General features: G+C 29.6%; 16 protein-coding genes. 11 read left to right on the top strand and 5 right to left on the bottom strand.

Features of this window, described 5'->3' with window-relative positions; all coding sequences use genetic code 11:
• Positions 1–78 precede the first annotated feature (78 nt).
• From CSPA_RS23325 to CSPA_RS23315, 3 genes are read right to left on the bottom strand one after another with little or no spacing between them, the layout of a single operon-like run.
• Positions 79–1,119, bottom strand: coding sequence for an ABC transporter substrate-binding protein (locus CSPA_RS23325; protein ID WP_015394862.1), 1,041 nt, complete (start codon positions 1,117–1,119; stop codon positions 79–81).
• 28 nt (positions 1,120–1,147) lie between these two features.
• Positions 1,148–1,918, bottom strand: a complete 771-nt coding sequence (locus CSPA_RS23320; protein ID WP_026106332.1) for an ABC transporter ATP-binding protein — start codon at positions 1,916–1,918, stop codon at positions 1,148–1,150.
• A gap of 4 nt (positions 1,919–1,922) precedes the next feature.
• Entirely contained in the window at positions 1,923–3,017 is a 1,095-nt protein-coding gene (locus CSPA_RS23315; RefSeq protein ID WP_015394860.1) for a FecCD family ABC transporter permease, read from the bottom strand.
• Between the two features lie 178 nt (positions 3,018–3,195).
• Here CSPA_RS23315 and CSPA_RS23310 point away from each other — a divergent pair, with 178 nt between their 5' ends.
• The 9 genes from CSPA_RS23310 to CSPA_RS23270 all read left to right on the top strand — a co-directional run bounded on the left by CSPA_RS23310 (position 3,196) and on the right by CSPA_RS23270 (position 13,903).
• Positions 3,196–3,999: a helix-turn-helix domain-containing protein gene (locus CSPA_RS23310; RefSeq protein WP_015394859.1), complete on the top strand. Its 804-nt coding sequence runs from the start codon at positions 3,196–3,198 to the stop codon at positions 3,997–3,999.
• A gap of 4 nt (positions 4,000–4,003) precedes the next feature.
• Entirely contained in the window at positions 4,004–4,741 is a 738-nt protein-coding gene (locus tag CSPA_RS23305; protein WP_015394858.1) for an alpha/beta hydrolase, read from the top strand.
• Between the two features lie 31 nt (positions 4,742–4,772).
• The gene (locus CSPA_RS23300; protein ID WP_015394857.1) at positions 4,773–5,648 is read left to right on the top strand and encodes a formate/nitrite transporter family protein; all 876 of its coding nucleotides are present in this window, start codon (positions 4,773–4,775) and stop codon (positions 5,646–5,648) included.
• A gap of 189 nt (positions 5,649–5,837) precedes the next feature.
• Entirely contained in the window at positions 5,838–6,863 is a 1,026-nt protein-coding gene (locus CSPA_RS23295) for an iron-siderophore ABC transporter substrate-binding protein (RefSeq protein ID WP_015394856.1), read from the top strand.
• A complete protein-coding gene (locus tag CSPA_RS23290; RefSeq protein WP_015394855.1) occupies positions 6,863–7,861 on the top strand; it encodes a FecCD family ABC transporter permease in 999 nt (332 codons plus the stop codon). Before CSPA_RS23295 ends, CSPA_RS23290 begins: the two co-directional genes overlap by 1 nt.
• Positions 7,858–8,889, top strand: a complete 1,032-nt coding sequence (locus CSPA_RS23285) for a FecCD family ABC transporter permease (RefSeq protein WP_015394854.1) — start codon at positions 7,858–7,860, stop codon at positions 8,887–8,889. Before CSPA_RS23290 ends, CSPA_RS23285 begins: the two co-directional genes overlap by 4 nt.
• Positions 8,889–9,695 (top strand): ABC transporter ATP-binding protein, encoded by an 807-nt coding sequence (locus CSPA_RS23280; RefSeq protein WP_015394853.1) that lies wholly within the window; start codon positions 8,889–8,891, stop codon positions 9,693–9,695. The genes CSPA_RS23285 and CSPA_RS23280 overlap by 1 nt, the downstream gene beginning before the upstream one ends.
• A gap of 221 nt (positions 9,696–9,916) precedes the next feature.
• Complete coding sequence (locus tag CSPA_RS23275; RefSeq protein WP_015394852.1) at positions 9,917–12,406, top strand: GH39 family glycosyl hydrolase; 2,490 nt, start codon at positions 9,917–9,919, stop codon at positions 12,404–12,406.
• Between the two features lie 168 nt (positions 12,407–12,574).
• Positions 12,575–13,903, top strand: coding sequence for a prolyl oligopeptidase family serine peptidase (locus CSPA_RS23270; RefSeq protein WP_015394851.1), 1,329 nt, complete (start codon positions 12,575–12,577; stop codon positions 13,901–13,903).
• A 71-nt stretch (positions 13,904–13,974) separates the two neighbouring features.
• Here CSPA_RS23270 and CSPA_RS23265 read toward each other — a convergent pair whose 3' ends face one another.
• Together CSPA_RS23265 and CSPA_RS23260 are read right to left on the bottom strand one after the other, a co-directional pair.
• Positions 13,975–15,150 (bottom strand): YibE/F family protein, encoded by a 1,176-nt coding sequence (locus tag CSPA_RS23265; protein WP_015394850.1) that lies wholly within the window; start codon positions 15,148–15,150, stop codon positions 13,975–13,977.
• 539 nt (positions 15,151–15,689) lie between these two features.
• Positions 15,690–17,744: a 5'-nucleotidase C-terminal domain-containing protein gene (locus tag CSPA_RS23260; RefSeq protein ID WP_015394849.1), complete on the bottom strand. Its 2,055-nt coding sequence runs from the start codon at positions 17,742–17,744 to the stop codon at positions 15,690–15,692.
• Between the two features lie 820 nt (positions 17,745–18,564).
• Between CSPA_RS23260 and CSPA_RS23255 the strand changes: the two genes are divergently transcribed.
• Both CSPA_RS23255 and CSPA_RS23250 read left to right on the top strand, forming a co-directional pair.
• Positions 18,565–19,074 carry a QueT transporter family protein gene (locus CSPA_RS23255; RefSeq protein ID WP_015394848.1) on the top strand — a complete coding sequence of 170 codons (510 nt, stop codon included), beginning with the start codon at positions 18,565–18,567 and terminating at the stop codon, positions 19,072–19,074.
• A 323-nt stretch (positions 19,075–19,397) separates the two neighbouring features.
• Positions 19,398–20,519, top strand: a complete 1,122-nt coding sequence (locus CSPA_RS23250) for a serine hydrolase domain-containing protein (RefSeq protein ID WP_015394847.1) — start codon at positions 19,398–19,400, stop codon at positions 20,517–20,519.
• Positions 20,520–20,524: the final 5 nt, after the last annotated feature.

The following is a 20,524-nucleotide window of genomic DNA, read 5'->3' as shown; positions in this document are numbered from 1 at the left end:
CTGTAATAAATATGTATCTGATCTAGGTATGTTTTGCATAAGTATAATTCTTGCATCGTATATCTATAACTTTGAAATTTAACTTTTAAAGTTTTCTGGATAAAATGCAGAAGCAAGTTTTTCTAAGCAATCAAAGGTTCTGATTCCATATCCCATAAGTTCAGTATAGTCAACTGAAATAATATTTTTATTTTTTATAGCATTAACATTTTGAATTGTAGACTCAGTTAAAATTCTATCTACGGCATCATTATCGGTAGCAGAATTTTTGTTAGCTGTTACATAGACAATATAATCTGGATTAGCTGAAATTACATTTTCGAAAGAAACAGAACCACCTTTTTTTACTACATTATCAGCATTTAAAACATTCAACATTTCTTTTTGTAGTGAAGCGTTAGCACCATAAACAGTAAAAGCTCCACCGCTATAATTAACTACCAATAAAACTTTTTTCCTTTCGCCCTTATTTGGAACCTTTGATTTAACTTTGTCCAAAGTTTTTTGTAGTGAATCAGCTAATTTATTAGCTTTATCTTGGACATTAAATATAACTCCTACATTTTTAACATCTTGAATTATTGTAGTTAAATTAATATCAGCATTCATTTTACTTGCTAATTGAACATAAGTATTTATTCCGACCTGATTTAAACTTGAGATTGAACCATATCTGCTATCTTCAAATGAAGCACTTCGTCCAATTACTAAATCTGTTCCAGAGCCTATAACAACTTCTTTAGCAACATCACCTTTTTTTGCTACTGAAGGAATAGAGTTATAATCGTTTAGAAGATTTTCTGGTATAGGTGTATCTAAATCCCCAGTTCCAATTAAGGAATCTTTTAGACCTAAGGTTAATAGCAGTTCAGTAGAAGACTGATTATTTGTTATTGCTTTCTTAGGTGCTTCATTGAAAGTTTGTTTGTAAATATTCCCTTTTGAATCAAAGGCATCAAAATTCACAGGATACGAGGTTTTAGTAGATGAATTTTCAGATGATGAATAAGAGTCTTTGGGTTTTGGGATATTATTATTTGTTGTAGTGTTTCCACAAGAAGTAAATATTGTAGTCATTAAGGTTACAGACATAATTAATAATAAAATTTTTCTTTTCATTTAAAATTCTCCTTATATTGAATAATTTTTATAAATCTTCTGTAAAATAATCAATTGAAATTCTTTTAGTTGTTGGATTTACAAACACATTTGAATTTACATCATAGACTTCTTTAATCATTTCTTTTGTTATCACATCTTTTGGAATACCTTGGCATACAATTTGTCCATCTTTTAGTACATAGATTTCATCGCAAAATTGGGATGCTAAGGTTAAATCGTGTAAAGCTGCTAATACACAAATATTCAGCTTCTTTACAATATTCATAACTTCCAATTGATATTTAATATCAAGGTGGTTAGTAGGCTCGTCTAATATTAATATCTTTGGTTCTTGTGTTATAGCTCTAGCAAGTAGAACTCTTTGCTTTTCTCCGCCAGACAAAAGATTGAAACTTTTTTGAGCAGATTCTAACATCCCAACTAAAGATAGAGCATTAAGTGCTATATCGTAATCAACTTTTGTATCTTTTTCAAGTAGGTTTTTATGAGGAGATCTGCTCATTAAAACAATATCAATAACATTAAAATCAAAATTTATATTATTGAATTGGCTAACTACTCCAAGAATTTTAGCTGAAGATTTTTTACTATAACTTTCTATATTTTTTCCATAAATATAAATATCACCATATGTGGGTTTCAATACTCTATACAGAGCTTTTAATAAAGTAGATTTACCGCTACCATTAGGGCCTATTAGCCCAACAAACTTATTACCAGTAACAGTTAGATGAATTCCTTTAATTATTTCTTTTTTTGATAAAGTTATATTTAAATTCTTAATTTCAACATCCATTAAATCACCTTTTATCTCCATAACCGAAGCTCTTTCTAAGTAAGATATAAACAAAAAATGGCGAGCCGACTAAACCTGTAATGATTCCAATAGATAATTCTGCATTAGGAATTATTATTCTAGCGAAGGTATCAGCCCAAACAAGAAAAATACTGCCTAGTAGGATAGATACAATCATCAATTTTTTATGATCTGGCCCAACTATAGATCTTGAGATATGAGGAATTATGAGACCAACAAAGCCAATTATTCCACAATTTGCAACTAGTACACCTGTTAAAAGCGATGTAATTACCATATAAATTCGTCTGTATATATTTAAATTGAGGCCCATGGTAATGGAAGCTTCATCACCCATTAACATCAGATTTAAAAGTCTTCCTTGAGTTAAGAAAAATATGCAACAGATACAGACAATAATAGTAATGAAACCTATATTTCCCCATTTGGCTGCTGCTAATGATCCCATGGTCCAGAATTTCACACTTTGCATACCCTCAGCATCACTTGCTATAGATATGATGAAATTGGATAGGGAATTACATAAGGCACTAAGCACTGTTCCAGAAAGAACTAATTTAGAAGAAGACATCCTCCCACCTATGGAAGCAAGCAACAGCACTAAAACAGAAGCACCCAATGCACCTAAAAAGGCCCAAAAAGCAACACCGTTAACAGAAAATAAACTAAAGGAGCCAATTCCGAGCATCAATGAAAAAGTAGCACCTAAAGAAGCTCCAGAAGAAATTCCAAGTATATACGGTTCAGCTAAAGGATTTTGTACAGTAGCTTGCATAACTGTTCCACATAAACTGAGTCCAGCTCCAACAGCAATTGCAAGAAGTATTCTTGGTACACGAATGAGCCATACAACATTATATGTTGGGAGATTTGCATCATTAAATTCGTTTAAAGACAATCCCCAAATTTTATTTAAAATCACTCCATAGGATATAGAGGGTTTTATTCTGTAAGAACCAAATGATATTGATAATATGGCAGAAATAATTAACAATCCTATCAAAATTACAACAAATAGTTTGAAGGAATGCTTATTTTTTTGATTCTGTTTATAAGAAGCGTTTATAATATCTTTCATTTGAATATCCTTTCTTGATTAGATGAAAAAAATAAAGTATACTTGTTATAAAACTAATGATAATGATTATCATTTATGTGGAAATTATAAGTTATATAGAATATTAATAGAATAAACAAAAATTAAAACATGGATAATTATTTAATCATCGAGAAGTACTGAAAGGAGATGATATATTATGAAAAGCATAATAAAAAATGATTTGATAAAAGAGTTTAGGGAAAATTCTTTTGAAATAGTACGAGTTGATAAATTCACTAAAGACTCAATAGCAACGAGAAATACATATAAAACCAATCTTTCAGCTTTCATTTTTCCTATAAAAGGAAAAGCTAAAATAGAATTTGATAATGAAATATTTACTGGCGAGAGAGGAAGGGTTATCCATGGATGCAAGAATAAAAATTTATCATTTAAAGTTTTAGGAGGAGAAGAATTTGAGCATATTAATATCTATTATGTGGCAGGTAAATACAATAATTCAAATTCTTACATGAGATCAGTTTTTGAATTTACAATAAATGATTATGATAATGTAATAGAATCTTTAAATAAGCTTATAAAAATATCAGCAAGGCAAGAAATAACTTCTAAGATAATGCTTCAAATACAGACCGGTCTATTTTTAAAAGAACTTCTTAGAGAACAAAATCATAAAAAGCAGTTGAATGAAGAAGAGCTTACAAAGGATATAAGTAAATATATTTCAGAACATTATATGGAAGAAATTTCATTAAGTAAACTGGCTGATAGATATGGGCAAAAAGTTAATAGAGTATCTTATTTGTTTAACAAACATTTAAAAATGAGGCCTATAGATTATTTGATTCAATATAGGATGACTGTTGCTTATACATTATTGAATAAAGGCTTAAAGGTTAAAGAGGTTTCTAAAAGAGTTGGTTATAATGATGAGTTTTATTTTAGTAGATTATTCAAAAAAAAATTTGGAATATCTCCAAATAAATTAAAGCGAGGATAGATAAATGAAAGGGACAATTTCTATAAGAGAAGTATTTGATAGACAAATATTTATATATTTACCCAGTGGATATGATCTTCCTAATAAAAAATATCCAGTGATTTATATTCAAGATGGCGATGAATTTAAAAAAATACTAACAAAGTTAGTAGACTATATAGAGGAAAAATTTTTTGACGGATCTCTAGAGGAGCATATCTTGGTTGGAGTCACTCCAATTGATAGATTAGATGAATACACACCTTGGTTTTCAAAAGCATTAAACAAGAAATTTCATGATTTTCAAGGACAAGCTGATAATTATTTAGAATTTTTATTGAATGATTTACAAAGTTATCTTGAAAGTGAGTTTAAAATAAGCAAAAGTAAAGAGGATCGGAAAATTATGGGGTATTCTCTTGGTGCTTTAGTGTCCGTATATTCAGTTTATAAAAACAACAATTATGGTAAAATTGCGAGTATATGTGCATCTCAGTGGTATGAAAATTGGATTAATTTCATTGAAGCAGAAGATATGATAAATAATGAGTTTAAACTTTTAATGATTTCAGGTAAAAAGGAAGGGCAAAATAAAAGTACTATACATAGGTATGCTCCAAAGTTTTCTGAGAAATCCTATGAAATATTTAACAGAAGGATAGGGGAAAACAATGTAAAGATGATTTGGGATGATTATGAGCATCATGAAAATGTGCTAAATAGATACAAAATGGCATTAGAGTTTTTGATGAGTAAAAAATAAAGAAATTATCATATTGGAAAGGAGATTTAGAATGAGTACAAAGAATTATTTAACACCGCCAGAAATTACAGAAGCAACAATCCAGACTGGGATTAAGAAATCAAAAACAACTATTGTAAATATGCTTATACTTGGAATTTTAGCGGGTGCATTTATTGCTTTTGCGGCAGAGGGCTCAAATATGGCAGCGTTTAACCTTTTTGCAAAGGCAGAGACTTATGGACTAGGAAAAGTTCTTGCGGGGGCTGTCTTTGGAACTGGACTTATGTTGGTTTTAATTGCTGGAGGAGAACTATTTACAGGAAATACTATGATACTTGTAGGTGTTTTAGATAAAAAAGTAAGCATAAAAGCAATGCTTAAAAATTGGTTTTTTGTTTATGTTGGAAACTTTATAGGGTCAATATTTATAGCATATATGATGAACGAGTCGGGGCTTTTTAGTAGTGGTGATAGTATGCTTGGTGCAGTTACAATAAAAATTGCAGCGTATAAAGTTGGATTGACATTTACACAAGGTTTATTTCTTGGGATTATGTGTAACTGGCTTGTATGTTTAGCTGTATGGATGGCATATGGAGCGAAAGATATGACTGGGAAAATCCTTGCTATATTTTTTCCTATATGGCTCTTCATCACATCTGGCTTTGAACATTGTGTAGCAAATATGTATTATATTCCAGCAGGTATCTTGGCTAAAAATAATGAGTCATTAACAGATGTGGCAGCTGTGTTAGGGGTAACACCAGAAAAATTGAATCATTTGAACTGGGAGACATTTTTTACTGGAAATTTAATTCCTGTAACATTAGGAAACATAATTGGAGGAGGCATTTTTGTCGGTGTAGCTTACTGGTATGTATATATTAGAAATAGTAAAAGTTTGGATAAGAAAATAGACATATAGTGTTAAAGATTACGTATAGTAGTGTCATGAAAATTAGATCTATCTAAAATGGAGAATTTCAAAGTAAGGTTGACAAATTATAATGACAACTATAAAATAATACTGGAATTCAAATGATAATTATTTTCATTATCATTTGAATTTGAAGAAATATTTAATAGAATTGATACAATACTTAGGAGGAAGACTATGAAACTAAAAGGAATAACTACGATCATTCTTGCTTGTACTTTACTCATAACTGGATGTTCAAGTGAGACTGGAAAAAATCAAAATAAAACTAATGCAACACAAAGTTCTTCAGTTTCTTATCCAATGACAATTAAACATGCCTTTGGGGAGACTGTAATTGAAAAACAACCAGAAAAAGTGGTTACAATTTCTTGGGGAAATCAAGATGTACCTTTAGCATTAGGTATTGTTCCAGCTGGTATATCTAAGGCTAACTATGGAAAAACAGATAAAAATGGTTTATTACCATGGACAGCAGAAAAATATAAGGAATTAGGAGTTGAAAAACCTGTAACTTTTGACGATATAGATGGATTAGATTATGAAGCTATTAGTAATGCTAAACCAGATGTAATATTAGCTGCATATTCAGGAATTACACAAGAAGAATATGATTTATTAAGTAAAATTGCTCCTGTTGTAGCATATCCTAAACTTCCTTGGCAAACTTATTGGCGTGACCAAATAACAATTAATGCTAATGCAATTGGGAAAAAAGATGAAGGAAATAAATTAGTTTCAGACTTAGAAAAGAAAATAACAGAAAAAACTAGTGAGTATCCTAAGCTTAAAGGTAAAAAAGCTGCTTTTTGTTACTTTAATCCTGCTGACTTAGGTAAGTTTTATATATATCTTCCAACTGATCCTAGGGCAGCATATCTTACTGATTTATGCTTAGAATTACCCGACAGTGTTAAAAAACTTGCTCAATCTTCAAATAGCTTTGCCATTGAAATTAGTTCAGAAAATATTGATAAATTAGCAGATGTAGATGTTATAGTAACATATGGAAACGATGAACTATTAAAACAATTAAAAGCAGATGCAATATTAGGAACTGTTCCGGCTGTAAAAAGAGGTTCTGTTGCACTTATAGAAGAAGGTTCGGCATTAGCAGCATCGTGCACTCCAAGTGCCTTATCAATTCCAGCAACAATAGATGAATATTTAAAAATAATTGGAGAGGCAGAAGAGAAAGCATAATGAGAAATACGAAAACAATAGGAATTTATTTAATGAGTATTTTTCTTCTTATAATATGTTTGATGTTATCATTAGCATTTGGATCAAAAAATGTAGGATTTAGTCAAGCGATAAATGCTTTGATAAATAGTGATGATATGTCTTTTTCAGCAATAGTTGTAAGAGAACGTATACCAAGAACAATTTTTAGTGTTATGGCAGGAGCTTCTCTTGGAATATCAGGAGCGTTAATGCAGTCAATAACTAGAAATCCAATAGCTGATCCAAGCATTTTAGGAGTTAATACGGGTGCATCGTTATTTGTTGTAATTGGAATAGCATTTTTTAATATAAATTCAGCTAATGAATATATTTGGATAGCGTTAGCTGGAGCTGGAATAACCTCAATATTTGTTTATGGAATAGCATCTATGGGAAGCGGAGGAATGACTCCAATAAAACTTGCGTTGGCAGGCTCCGCTACTAGTGCAGTTTTAACCTCTTTAGTAAGTGTAATTATACTTCCTAGAAGTGAGGTAATGAATGCATATAGATTTTGGCAGGTGGGAAGTGTGAGTGGTGCAACTTGGGATAGTATTAATTTAATTTTACCATATTTAATAATTGGATTGATAATAAGTATAATATCAACACCAGCACTAGATGTATTAGCTTTAGGTGATGAGGTGGCAACTGGTTTAGGAGTTAATATTGGTATTATTAGAATAATATGTGCAATTGCTGGGGTTATACTATGTGGTGCAATCACGGCAATTGCTGGACCAATTGGTTTTGTAGGATTAATGATTCCTCACAGTATACGGCTTATTCTTGGGGCAAATTTAAGAGGATTGGTTCCTATGTCAGCAATTGGTGGTGCAGTACTTTTAACAATTTCAGATGTTTTGGGAAGAGTAATTGGAAGTCCAGGTGAGCTTCAGGTAGGAATTATTACAGCATTTTTTGGAGCACCAATCCTTATTATAATTGCTAGGAAAGCGAAGGTGAGAGCTATATGATTCAAACTACTCACTCCATGCTAAAAGATGGGTATACTAAAAGGAAAATTCGTAGGCTTAGTGTTAATATATTGCTACTTGTTTTAACTGTAGGCCTTTGCTTAATTATGCTTTTATATGGTAAAACTAATTATTCGTTAACTACAGTTACAAGAGTGCTATTAGGAGAACAAATTCAAGGTGCAACCTTTACTATAGAAACCTTACGTTTACCGAGAATGCTTTGTGGACTTTTAGTAGGGATAGCCTTTGGAATAGCAGGAAATACCTTTCAAACAATGCTTAGAAATCCGTTAGCTAGTCCTGATATTATTGGTATTAGTTCAGGTGCTAGTGTTGCAGCAGTATTTAGTATATTAGTTCTTCATATGAGCGGAAGTATTGTTTCTATAGCAGCGGTGATTTCTGGAATTTCCCTTTCGATCCTTATATATCTACTATCTAAAAGTTCAGGGTTTTCAAGCAGTAGATTAATACTTATAGGAATTGGAATACAAGCAATGGCAAATGCATTGATCTCTTTTTTATTAATTAAAGCGTCAGAATATGAAGTTTCAAATGCACTCACATGGTTGAGTGGAAGTTTAAATGGAATTAGTATTAAAGAGATTCCAACTTTATTTGTAGTTGTAGCTATATTTGGATTTATTATTTTATGTTTAACAAATCAACTTCAAATACTAGAATTAGGAGATGAATTTGCAATAACATTAGGTATTAAAATAAATTTAATACGAATATCATTAATCTTAAGTTCAGTATTTTTAATTGCATTTGCAACAGCTGTTACTGGCCCTATAGCCTTTGTTGCATTTTTAGCAGGACCAATTTCAGCAAGACTTGTTGGATTTGGAGCATCAAATGTTTTTGCATCAGGTTTAGTTGGAGCAATATTAGTACTTGGAGCAGATATGATTGGACAGTATGTATTTAGTACAAGATTTCCAGTAGGAATAATTACTGGAATTTTAGGAGCTCCGTATATGCTATTGCTTCTAATAACTATGAATAGGAGAGGACGAGCGTAATGAATGAAAATGAGCAATTACTTGAAGCAAAAGATATTGTAACTGGATACGACAAAAAGATAATAGTTGATGGAATTGATATAGTTATTCCTAGCAATAAAATTAGTGTTATACTTGGAGCAAATGCATGCGGGAAATCAACATTACTTAAAACACTGGCTAGGCTTATTAAGCCTATCTCAGGAAAAGTTCTAATTGATGGCAAAAAAATAACTTCAATGCCTTCTAAAAAGTTAGCACAGATCTTAGGATTACTTCCACAATCACCGGTAGTTCCAGAAGGCATAACTGTTTGGGATTTAGTTTCAAGAGGAAGGTTCCCGTATCAATCTTTTTTAAAAAGCATGAGTCAAAAGGATTTTGAAGCAATAGAGGAAGCACTTGAAATAATGGGAATAACAGAACTTGCAAATAGATGTGTTGATGAATTATCAGGGGGACAGCGTCAAAGAGTTTGGATTGCTATGGCTCTTGCGCAACAAACAGATATACTTCTTTTAGATGAACCGACTACATATCTTGATATTGCTTATCAAGTAGAAATTCTTGATTTATTAACAGATTTAAATAAAAAAAGAGGAACTACTATTGTAATGGTGCTTCATGATATAAATTTATCTGCTAGATATGCAGATTATATATTTGCTCTTCGTGAAGGGAAATTAATTGATAAAGGTGAACCAGAAAAAGTTATAACTTCAGAATTAATTTGGACAGTATTTGGATTGAATTGTGTCGTTATACAAGATCCAGTATCAAATTCACCATTTATTGTGCCAAAGGGAAGGCATTATTCTGATAATTAATTTAGGTCAATTTATTTTTAAAATGAAATATATGAAGATATAAAATTTAGATTTTCTTAAAATAATTGAGTTAATTAATCTTATATTTGACAAGTAATTTTGAAAAAATAAAAATTACTTGCCTTTTATTTAATATACAATAAAATTATAATTATAAAGAAAAAAACATATATGGGGCTAATCATATTTAAAAGGTCTTTAATGATATTAGGAGAGAAAAAATGAAATTTTCATACTTAAAGAATATACCATTAAGTGTTTATAATTGTAGCATTAAAAAAGCAGCATACAATTATAGTAAGAATTTGAAACTCATATTTGCTTTAAGAGGGAATATAATTATTGAAGTAATTGGAAAGAAAGATGTGGTTGGGGAAGGGGGCGTAATTCTTTTAAATAGTAGTAGTATTTATTCATTAGAGGGTTCTCCAGAAAATGAAGTATGTATCTTAGAAATAGATACAAATTTTTTTAATACTGATTTTGAAGGCCTTTCAAATCTGAAATTTTCTCTAAATTATAATCAATATATTCACAATCAAAGAGAAGAGATAAGATTGTTGTGGAGTTATTTGTATAAAATAATTGATATTTTGTACAAAGCAGAGAAGGGACATGAACTTAAAATAAAAGGTATAATAATTGAATTGATTTTATTACTTGTAAATAAATATAAGGATCGTAATTTTGACAGGAAAACTAGTATAAATTCAGAAGAAAAAAGATTAAAAAGTATAATAGAATTTATTAATTGTCATTATAAAGAAAAGATTTCTTTAACTAAAATTGCAGATATGGTGGAGCTTAATCCACAATATTTATCTAGATATTTTCCAAAGTACGTGGGAATAACACTAAATGAATACATAACAAAGATTAGACTTAGAGAGTCTTTAGCAGATTTAAGAAATTGTAATAATACTATAACTTATGTAGCTTTGGAAAATGGATTTTCCAATATTAAATCTTATTTTAAAGCTTTTAAGAAAAATTATAATACAACTCCAGCAGTATTTAGAAAAAACGATTTAATTAATCCGGAAATTAAAATAGAAAAATCTAATATTAAAGATGTAGAACTAATAAATTTAGTAAAAATTTATAGTAATATTGATAACAAAAGAATCAAAGCGTTTCCAGAAGAACGAGAAGCGTATGAGATATATTTTAAGGGAACTAAGGAGACGATAAAGAAATCCTGGAGAAAACTTGCTGCTTTTGGTAGAGCGGCAGAGGGCTTAAGAGGTGAATGGAGAAATCAGCTTAGAAATATTCAAAATGATATTCCTTTTGAATATATAAGATTCCATGGAATATTTTCTGATGATATGATGGTATACGGTGAAGATTCTGATGGGAATCCAGAATATAATTTTAGCTATGTTGATGAATTGATTGATTTTTTTATGGAGGTAAAAATAAAGCCTTTTATTGAATTAGGGTTTATGCCTGAAAAGTTAGCTGCTGAGAAAAGGCTAGTATTTAACTGGAATGCAAATATGAGTTTCCCTAAGGATATGAATAAGTGGAAAGAGCTTATTGAAAACTTCTTATTACATTTACTTCAAAGATATGGAATTAAAGAAGTGAATACTTGGTATTTTGAAATATGGGATGGATTCATACATGGAGAAACAAATCTTGAGAAGAGTTTAGAATTTTTTAAAGAAACTTATTTCTCTGTTAAAAAAATTAATAATAATCTTAAAGTTGGTGGAGTAAATTCACATTTAGAGGAGATGATAAATACAAATTTACTTGAAGTTTATGATATTTTTTGCACAAAAGAAAATATAGTTTTAGATTTTATTTCAGGTAAGGCATATGCTGTGGAGCCAGAAGATAAAAATGAAAGTATAAGTTCGCTTATGGCAAAAATAAATAATAATGCAAAAGATAAAGCTATCTTTCAAGATTCTTTAAAGTACAGTATATACTCTAATCAAAATTATATATCAAATAATATTGATATGATTTTGGAAAAATTAAATAAGTCTGGGGCATTAAATAAACCACTATTTCTTACTGAATGGAATAATATTCCTGATCCAAGAGATCTTCTTCATGATACTTGCTATAAAAGTGCTTTTTTAGTTAAAAATATAATTGAAAATTTTAACAAGGTGGAGGGGCTTGGTTATTGGACTTTTACGGATATATTTGAAGAGGTAAAAAATACAAACAAGACTACTTTTCATGGAGGAGTAGGATTTGTTACAATAAATGGACTAAGAAAGCCCATATATCATGCGTATAGTTTTTTAAATAAACTGGGAGAGAGAATAATTGAAAAAGGTGAAAATTATATAATAACGCAAAAAGCAGATGAGTCTATTCAGATATTAGTTAGCAATTATTGTCACTTTAAAAGTGATAGGACAAAGTGTATTCCAAAAGAAGTAACATTAACTGAAAGGGAAGCCGTATTTAATAATACAATAAAAGATATTGTCTTTATACTCAGTGATTTAAAAGGTGAATTTATTAAAAAGACTTATAAATTAAACAGTGAAAATGGATCAGTTTATGATGAATGGGTAAAAATGGGCGCCACAGAGAAATTATATACTGAGGAAATAAGATATTTAAAGGAAAAGTCAATTTTTGCATATAAAAGAGAAGTGATATATTCAGATAATAATTTGTTTATTAATGAAAAAATGGCACCTCAAGAGGTTATGTTAATAGAATTAGAATATCCCCTTTTTTGACTTTTATAAGTTAAAATTATAATCCTAGTTCGATAAAAGTAACTTTAATACAATAAAAAGTATATTTAGTATCTAAAAATGGAATGCTTTACAATAACTTTAGCAATATAATTTATATGTAAAGGATTTAAAAAAATATATTTTAAATTTAAATAAGGGGGATAAACAATGATTAAAAGAATAAAAAGAGGTAGGAAGGGTATTATGGCAATTATTTTAGCAACTTCAATGGTACTTTCTTCTAGTATTACAGCATTAGCAGCAGATACAAGTTCGACTTCACCATCATATAGTACTGTTACAGAAGTATATGATTGGGGTGTAGCAGTTCCAAGATTAATTGTTAATTTAGGTAAAACAGTAAATCAAGGATCTGTAAACAAAGATACTTTTAAGGCTCACGTTGTTAGAACCGAAAATAGAGCAGGAACTGAGTTATTAGGAGGTGCTGAAGGAGACCGTAAAATTACTAGAGTTTATGTTTCTGATAAGGAAGGTAACTATGTAGCTAGTGGGAATTATGTAACTATTGAAATGGAAGTTGGTCCAACAATAGCTTTGGGTTCTCCTATTAATTACAATATAAAAACTAATCTTAATGGATGGGTTAATTGTAAATATACAATTACTCAACAGAAAGATATCACTTCTAGTGCAGGAAATGTATCAGGGCTAGTTATTAACAGTTTTGCAGGGGATACTAAAAAAATTGTTGATAATTTCAAAGTAGAAAGTGGAACTTATGATAATGTCACAATGAAATATGCAAGTTATGCACCAGATCAAGATGGAGGCAAGAAACCATTAGTGATATGGTTACATGGAATGGGTGAAGGTGGATTAGATGGGCTCCTTCCTATAACAGGTAATAAGGCAGATAATTTTGCATCAAGGGAAATGCAATCATATTTTGGAGGAGCATATGTATTAGCCCCTCAAGCACCTACATTTTGGATGGATGGCTTCAAGGGCTTTGGAGATGGAACTTCAAAATATGAAAAAGCTCTTATGGCTCTAATTGAAGATTATGTGTCAAAGAATAATAATATAGACAAGAAAAGAATTTATATTGGCGGAGATTCTAATGGTGGGTATATGACAATGCTTATGGCAAGAGATTATACAGATTACTTTGCAGCAGCATTCCCAACATGTGAAGCTTTAAAGGATACATTAATTTCAGATAAAGATATTAATAAATTAAAGAACCTTCCAATATGGTTCACAGCAGCTAAAACTGATACAACAGTACCAGTAAAAGATTATGTAGTTCCAACTTATAATCGTTTAATTGCAGCTGGTGCAAAGAATGCTCATCTTTCACTATTTGATGCTGTAGTAGATACTACAGGATTATATAATAAGGAAGATGGAACACCATATGAATATGCAGGACATTGGTCTTGGATTTATGTTTATAATAATCAATGTAAAACAAACATAGGTAATAAGACTATAACAATTATGGAATGGTTGGCTGACCAAAAATTAAGTTAATATTTGATGGCATAAAGAAAAAGGAACTCTCATCTGTCTATTTAACGGATGGAGTTCTTTTTCTTTTTATATTATTTTGAGATTTTGGATTTATTTTTAGAATTGCTTTTAAAAACTAACGCAGCCATTGCGAAGACTGTAATAGGAACAGTCCAAACAAGTCCGAGACTACCAGCAAAGGCTGTTATTATTTCTGTAGATATCATTTCCATATTAATGATAGTTGTATAAGTCATTTTTTGAGCAGCGAGTAGGAATATTAAACTAAAAGCTCCTCCAGCATAAGCTAAAATTAAAGTGTTAGACATGGCTCCTATAATATCTTTTCCAATATTCATACCACTTTGTATAAAATCTTTTTTGCTTATATTATTTTTTATTTGTAATACTTCATCCATAGCAGACGTAATTGAAACACTGACATCCATAATAGCACCTAAAGAACCAATTATTATTGCAGCAAACAATATTGACTTAAAATCAAGTCCTAAACTTGAATTATTATAGGCAATAAGTTGTGATTCAGTTTCAGCAAGACCTGTTATTTTACATAGGTTTCCTATTATTATAGCTGTAATACTTGAAATTAAAATTCCACCAACTGTACCTAGGATTGAAATTATTGTCTTTTTATTAATTCCTGTTATAAAAAATAGAGATGAAGCTACAGTCACAATACATACTACAATTGTTGCAATTACCGGATTAAAACCACTAATTAAGATTGGAATTAATACTTTTATTATCATAAAGCTTGTGAAAATTAAAGTTAATATTGATTTGATCCCTTTTTTTCCACAAATTAAAACAACAGAAAACATAAATATTCCTATTAGTAGATATAAATAATTTTCTCTAGAAATTTCATATAAATGTATTGAGTTTATTTTTCCATCGTCATTTGAAAGAGTGTAATTTATTATTATTTCATCATTTTCACTAACTACAATTTTATGTATATCTAAAGATTCGATGGTATTTCGAATTTTATATTTTTCACCTTGGTGTTCACCATCAAGTATTGTAATTTCAAATTCTTGTTTAGCTTCTAATACTTCTTTACTTTTATCCTCTAATTCATAAAGATTATCAAAAGTAATCTTATCAACTTTGGCTTTTGCAAAAGAATAACTGCTATTATTAAGTTTTTGCTTGTTGCTTTCTATATTAGAAAAAGTGAATAAGCCTAATATAATTATTGCCAGTATAGCTATGCATATATAAGTATTTCTATTAAAATTTTTCATAATTACTCCTATGTTTATAATTCTGCGTAATATAGGTATTTCCATTTTGTTAGATCAGTAGTTAAATATACATATTTCAAAAAAGAACTTTTAAAAAAATACAGATTTTCAAAGGAAATCGACATTGATTAATCATTGCAATATATATAGATATCCAATTTAAGAGTTTTACTTATAAATGTAATAAGCATGAATAATTGAGAAATTATAATTATAATACTAAACTAGAAATTAGATACATATTTGTGCAAGCGGCATATGAAATTAAGCTGTGATGGTTGTTAGTGGAAGGTTGTTCCACTTTCTGCTTGTCATAAATTTACTTTAGGAACATGCAGAAATGGGTGCAACCTTCCACTTAGAACCCATCCAGCGAAAATTTCATTAGTCCGCTGTAATAAATATGTGTTTAATTTCGGTAAGTTCCGCATATGTCTAATTCTTGCTTTGGATATCTATAAGTAAAGTCATAGAGATAAATTCATTAGTCCCTATGACTTTACATTTTGTTTAAATTATTTGTATTTATAATTTAGTTATTACTTATTTTTTATATCATCTGAAGTTACTGCTTTTGAATTAGCAGAAGTTTGTTCACCTGAAACTCCAGCAAGACTTATTTTTCCATCATTAATCAATTGAACTGCTGTTTTTCTTTGAGTAGCATCCCAGTTGTTACCTACAATGCTCCAGTTATTATCAACAACAGGAGTTATAGTTCCGCCTTTAACATCTTTTATATATTGTCCAATTAAATCTCTGATTCTTCCATCGCCTAATCCTGCTGTTTGTTCTGATTTACCTACAAGTGTTGGAAGTGTTTCACCTGCTTTGAAGATAACCCCAGCAGTTAATAATTGAGTTGAAGCTCTGTAGTTATTAACTGTTACATAAAGTACATCTGAATCATTTATTTTACTGTTATCACTCTTAGTTAAATTAACTATTCTATTTCCAACAGGTTTTGATATATCTATATTATATTTTATTCCTGCAAACATATCATAGTTATAACCAGGTATAGAGGGATTAAATGAAATAGTTAAGTCTCCAGGTTTATATGTGTTGTAATAAGAAGCAGACCATTCCATATATTTCTTAAGTTGACTTCCTGTCATTTTAAGAACATATAATGTATTATCAAATTGATATATATTAGCAGTATCACATTTTTTAATTTGTCCTTCTAATATATTTTGCCCATTTTTAAATACAGCTGCAGATGATACATCTATTTTATGATTTGCTATTTTTTCACCATAATACATTTGAACTGCATTAATTAAACTAACCATTGGTGTAGGTTGAAGTTTTGCTTGATCTACTCCTTTGATTTCATTAGCAGGAGCTAAATTTCCACCCTTTAATGCACCTATTGGAGTATTGGCATCATTAATTGCTCTTTGATTATAGCTTGCTAATGAATTTACAAGATCTGTATCAGCTTGTACAGGAGCTACATTTTTAGGAGCTATATCAAAAAGTGCTGTAGTAATATCTGTTGCTTTATTTGCAACTGTATATTCACCCTTAGAATTTTTAGTTAATGTAAGATTAATTTGTCCTAGAGTTTTAGCCCATTTGTTAGCTTCAACGATTACTGTACCATTAGCTTTTGCTTTATTGTAATCATCTATTGTAGCATCAGTAGTAGTTCCATCTTTAGCTATTGCTGTTACTTTATTTTGAGCAGCATTTAATGAATATATTTTATGATCATAATAATAGTCGTTAGCTATTTTCACATGGAAATGAGCAGCTACAAAAGCTGTTATTTCTGGACATTGATCTAGTACGTCTATAGCGCCTGATCCTTCAGCTCCGTATTCTTCAGTTTCTCCCATGTGTTGAACAGCTATTATTGTATTTACATTTTGCTTTTTAAGTTCTGCAATTGCAGCCTTAGTTTCATCAACTGGATTTGTAACTGTATATCCTTTTAAGTTAGCAGAATCCCATTTTGTAATATTAGGTGTAACCATACCTATTATTCCAACTTTAACTCCAGCTCTTTCAACTATTGCATATGGTGCTGCAAGTTTTGTTTTACCGTCAGTATCATATACATTTCCACCTAGTACCTTACCTTTAAATTGTTTCATTACATTTTTTAAAGCTGGTATTCCATAATTGAATTCATGATTTCCTAAAGTAAGAGTATCATAACCTATTTTATTCATTGCTAATATCATTGGGTTAGTTGAATCATTTATAAATAATGATTCTGAATTGTCTTGAATAATATCTCCTGCATCAACAAGAATTGTGTTTGGGTTTTTAGTTCTTAATTGATTAACAAGGGTTGATATTTGTGCAAGACTTCCTGAAGTGTCAGCATTATTTATTGCATAATCGTATGGTAAAAATCTACCATGAGAATCTGTAGTTGTTAAAATTTGCAAGGTAACGCTTCCATTTTGTGATGAAAGAGTGTTGCTATTTCCACTAGTAGCTTTAGATTCGGTTAAATCAACTACTTTAGTGCTAGTTTCTGCCTTGACAGTTTTTACTGTTATTGGTGAAAATAAAGTAAATAACATCATTGACGCAACTATTGATGATAATAATTTCTTGTTTTTAAAACGTTTAAACATTAAAATTACCCCTCCTGCTTTCTTTTAATTATTAATTTTGTTATATTATGTTTGATTATGCTATTTTATTATACTGCGCTAATTTATGCCAATCAAGTTAAAAACATATTAATAATGAACATTTTACATAATTATAATAATTGGCTTAAAATTTTAATATTATATATTTATAGATGTAAGTTAAATTTTAGAATACTAGAATTATATAGGTAAATTTATGAGTGTGTTAAAACGAAAATATGTTATAGATATTCAAATGAATAATCAAACTTATAAATGGAATATGTATACACTCTTGAGAAATTAAAATTACTAAACTACACTAGAAATATGATACATTTTTTCTGGAGCAGGCATGTGAAATTGAGCTGTTGAAGGGTATTAATGTGGGCTTATTTCATTTTCAGCTTGTCCAGATTTTACATCTGGAACACGCTGAAATGACTACAAGCCCATATTTAGAGCCTTCCAGCGAAAATTTCACTAGTCCTGCGGAAGATAACTGTATCATATTTCGGTAATTGTTGTGTTTCTTGGTTTGGATATCTATACTTGTAATACTTAGAGGTATTTGATATAATCAGAAGGATGAAAATTAGCATTTAGTCAGTTCGAAAGCCTCCTGACTTAAAACAAAACTACGGTTAAATAATTTAGAGTAATAAAGGTTTAATTAATTTTTTATTAATGAAAGCTTTTATTGTTGTCGAGTTTATTTATCGTAGGATGATTCCTACGATTTTTTTGTTTGGAGATTTTTGATAATTATATTTGCAATGTTAATTTCGAGAATATTATCTATATACATGGAGGAATTTTTGTGAATAATAATAATAAAACAGTACAGAGAGTAGTAAAAACAGCTATAATAGCTGCACTTTATGCAGCAATAACAGTTGCATTGGCTCCAATTAGTTATGGACCTATACAATTTAGAGTATCAGAGATAATGGTATTATTAGCAATATTTGACCCATTCTACATCGGAGGGCTTACAATTGGATGCTTTATTGCAAATATGCTAGGACCAAATGGCGTAATGGATATAGTATTTGGTACTTTAGCAACATTTATTAGTGTTTATGCTATTTCGCTTACAGGAAAGTTTGTTAAGAATACAAAAGTATCATTATTAGTGGCATCACTTTGGCCAACAGTGTTTAATGGTTTAATAGTTGGTTGGATGCTTTACTATGTTTATGAGTTTCCCCTTTTACTATCGATTGGAGAAGTTGCAGTTGGTGAATTTGTAATTGTAACAATAGTTGGAGTACCAGTTATAAAGTTGATACAAAATAAATATCATGGATTATCTGTAAAATATAATTAATATTAGTTAAGTTAGAAAATTACGTTTTACTTATATAATGAAAACTATAAAATACACTGCCCTTACTTAATTGTAGGAGACAGTGTATTTTTATGGTTTATTTAAATTTGTATATTACACGTTTTTTTACTTTTAGCTATTAATTCTATTTTCATTTTAAGTAAGATACATTATTGTTTAAGAAATTAATTTTCTTTGACAGCGTATTTTTTTGAACAATTAATTAGTGAAACTGTGTTATAATATAAAAAAATTTAACAGAAGATTATGTAGTTAATTTTTAAACGGATTTACTAATATTCAGATTTTGAGGGAAATAATTTATGATAAAAAAATTTATAATATATATTGTAGCGCTAACAATCGTGATAGTGCTACTGCTTAATGGGTGTTCAAGCAATGAACCTAATGAGGCAAAAGCGCTAAGAGAAAGTTCTAACGGAATTAATAAGTATACTCAGTCAAAGATAATAGAATATATTGATAATTATTCTAAAGACTATGAATTTAGTGGTTCAATTCTTATTACAGAAGGAAGTACTATATTATTTGATAAAGCCTTTGGAATGGCAGATTATGATAATAATATTGAAAATACTACGCAGACTCAGTTTGAAATTGCTTCTATAACAAAACAATTTACAGCAACAGCAATTTTAATGCTTCAAGAAAAGAATTTATTAAGTGTTCAAGATCCTATTAGCAAATACATTCCAGATTACCCAAAAGGAGATGAAATAAAGATTTGCAATCTTCTTGATCATACTTCTGGAATTCCAGATTATGTTGATTCAATTGGGAATGTTGAAAGTGGAGAGCAGGTATACACTTTAGAAGAACTTATAAGTCTATTTAAAGATGAACCTCTTGAGTTTGAGGTTGGAACGGATTTTAAGTATAGTAATTCTAATTACATATTACTCGGATATATAATAGAAAAAGTATCCCAAAAAAATTATAAAGAATATATAGAAGAAAACATACTTAAGCCTTTGAGTTTGAATAGTACAGGATTTTTAAGTAATGGAAATGATATGAAAAACAAGGCTATTGGTTACGCTGAAATAATTAATAGCCAAAATCAATATGAAAAGTCAATTGATACTGAGGGATCTTTTATAGCATCAGCTGGGGAAATGTACTCAACTGTTGAAGATTTGTACAGGTGGGAAGAAGCATTATATTCAGAAAAAATAATTAATAAACAATCCCTAAATGAAATGTTTACTCCTAATTTATCAGATTATGGATATGGATGGTTTATCGATGAAAGTACTTTAGGAAATAAAAGTATTTCTCATGGTGGAGATTTACCAGGATATACTTCATATGTAAAGAGAAACCTTGATAAAAGGTATTTAGTTATTATATTAAGTAATAGAGATGATGATCCTTATGTAAATTATATAGCTACAGGAGTAACAAAAATTTTAGAAAATAAATAAGAGGT

The sequence above is a fragment of the Clostridium saccharoperbutylacetonicum N1-4(HMT) genome, from assembly GCF_000340885.1.
GTDB classification, from domain to species: Bacteria; Bacillota; Clostridia; order Clostridiales; family Clostridiaceae; genus Clostridium; species Clostridium saccharoperbutylacetonicum.
Note: the sequence above shows the minus strand (reverse complement) of the source record. Positions and strands in the feature narration are given on the sequence as shown.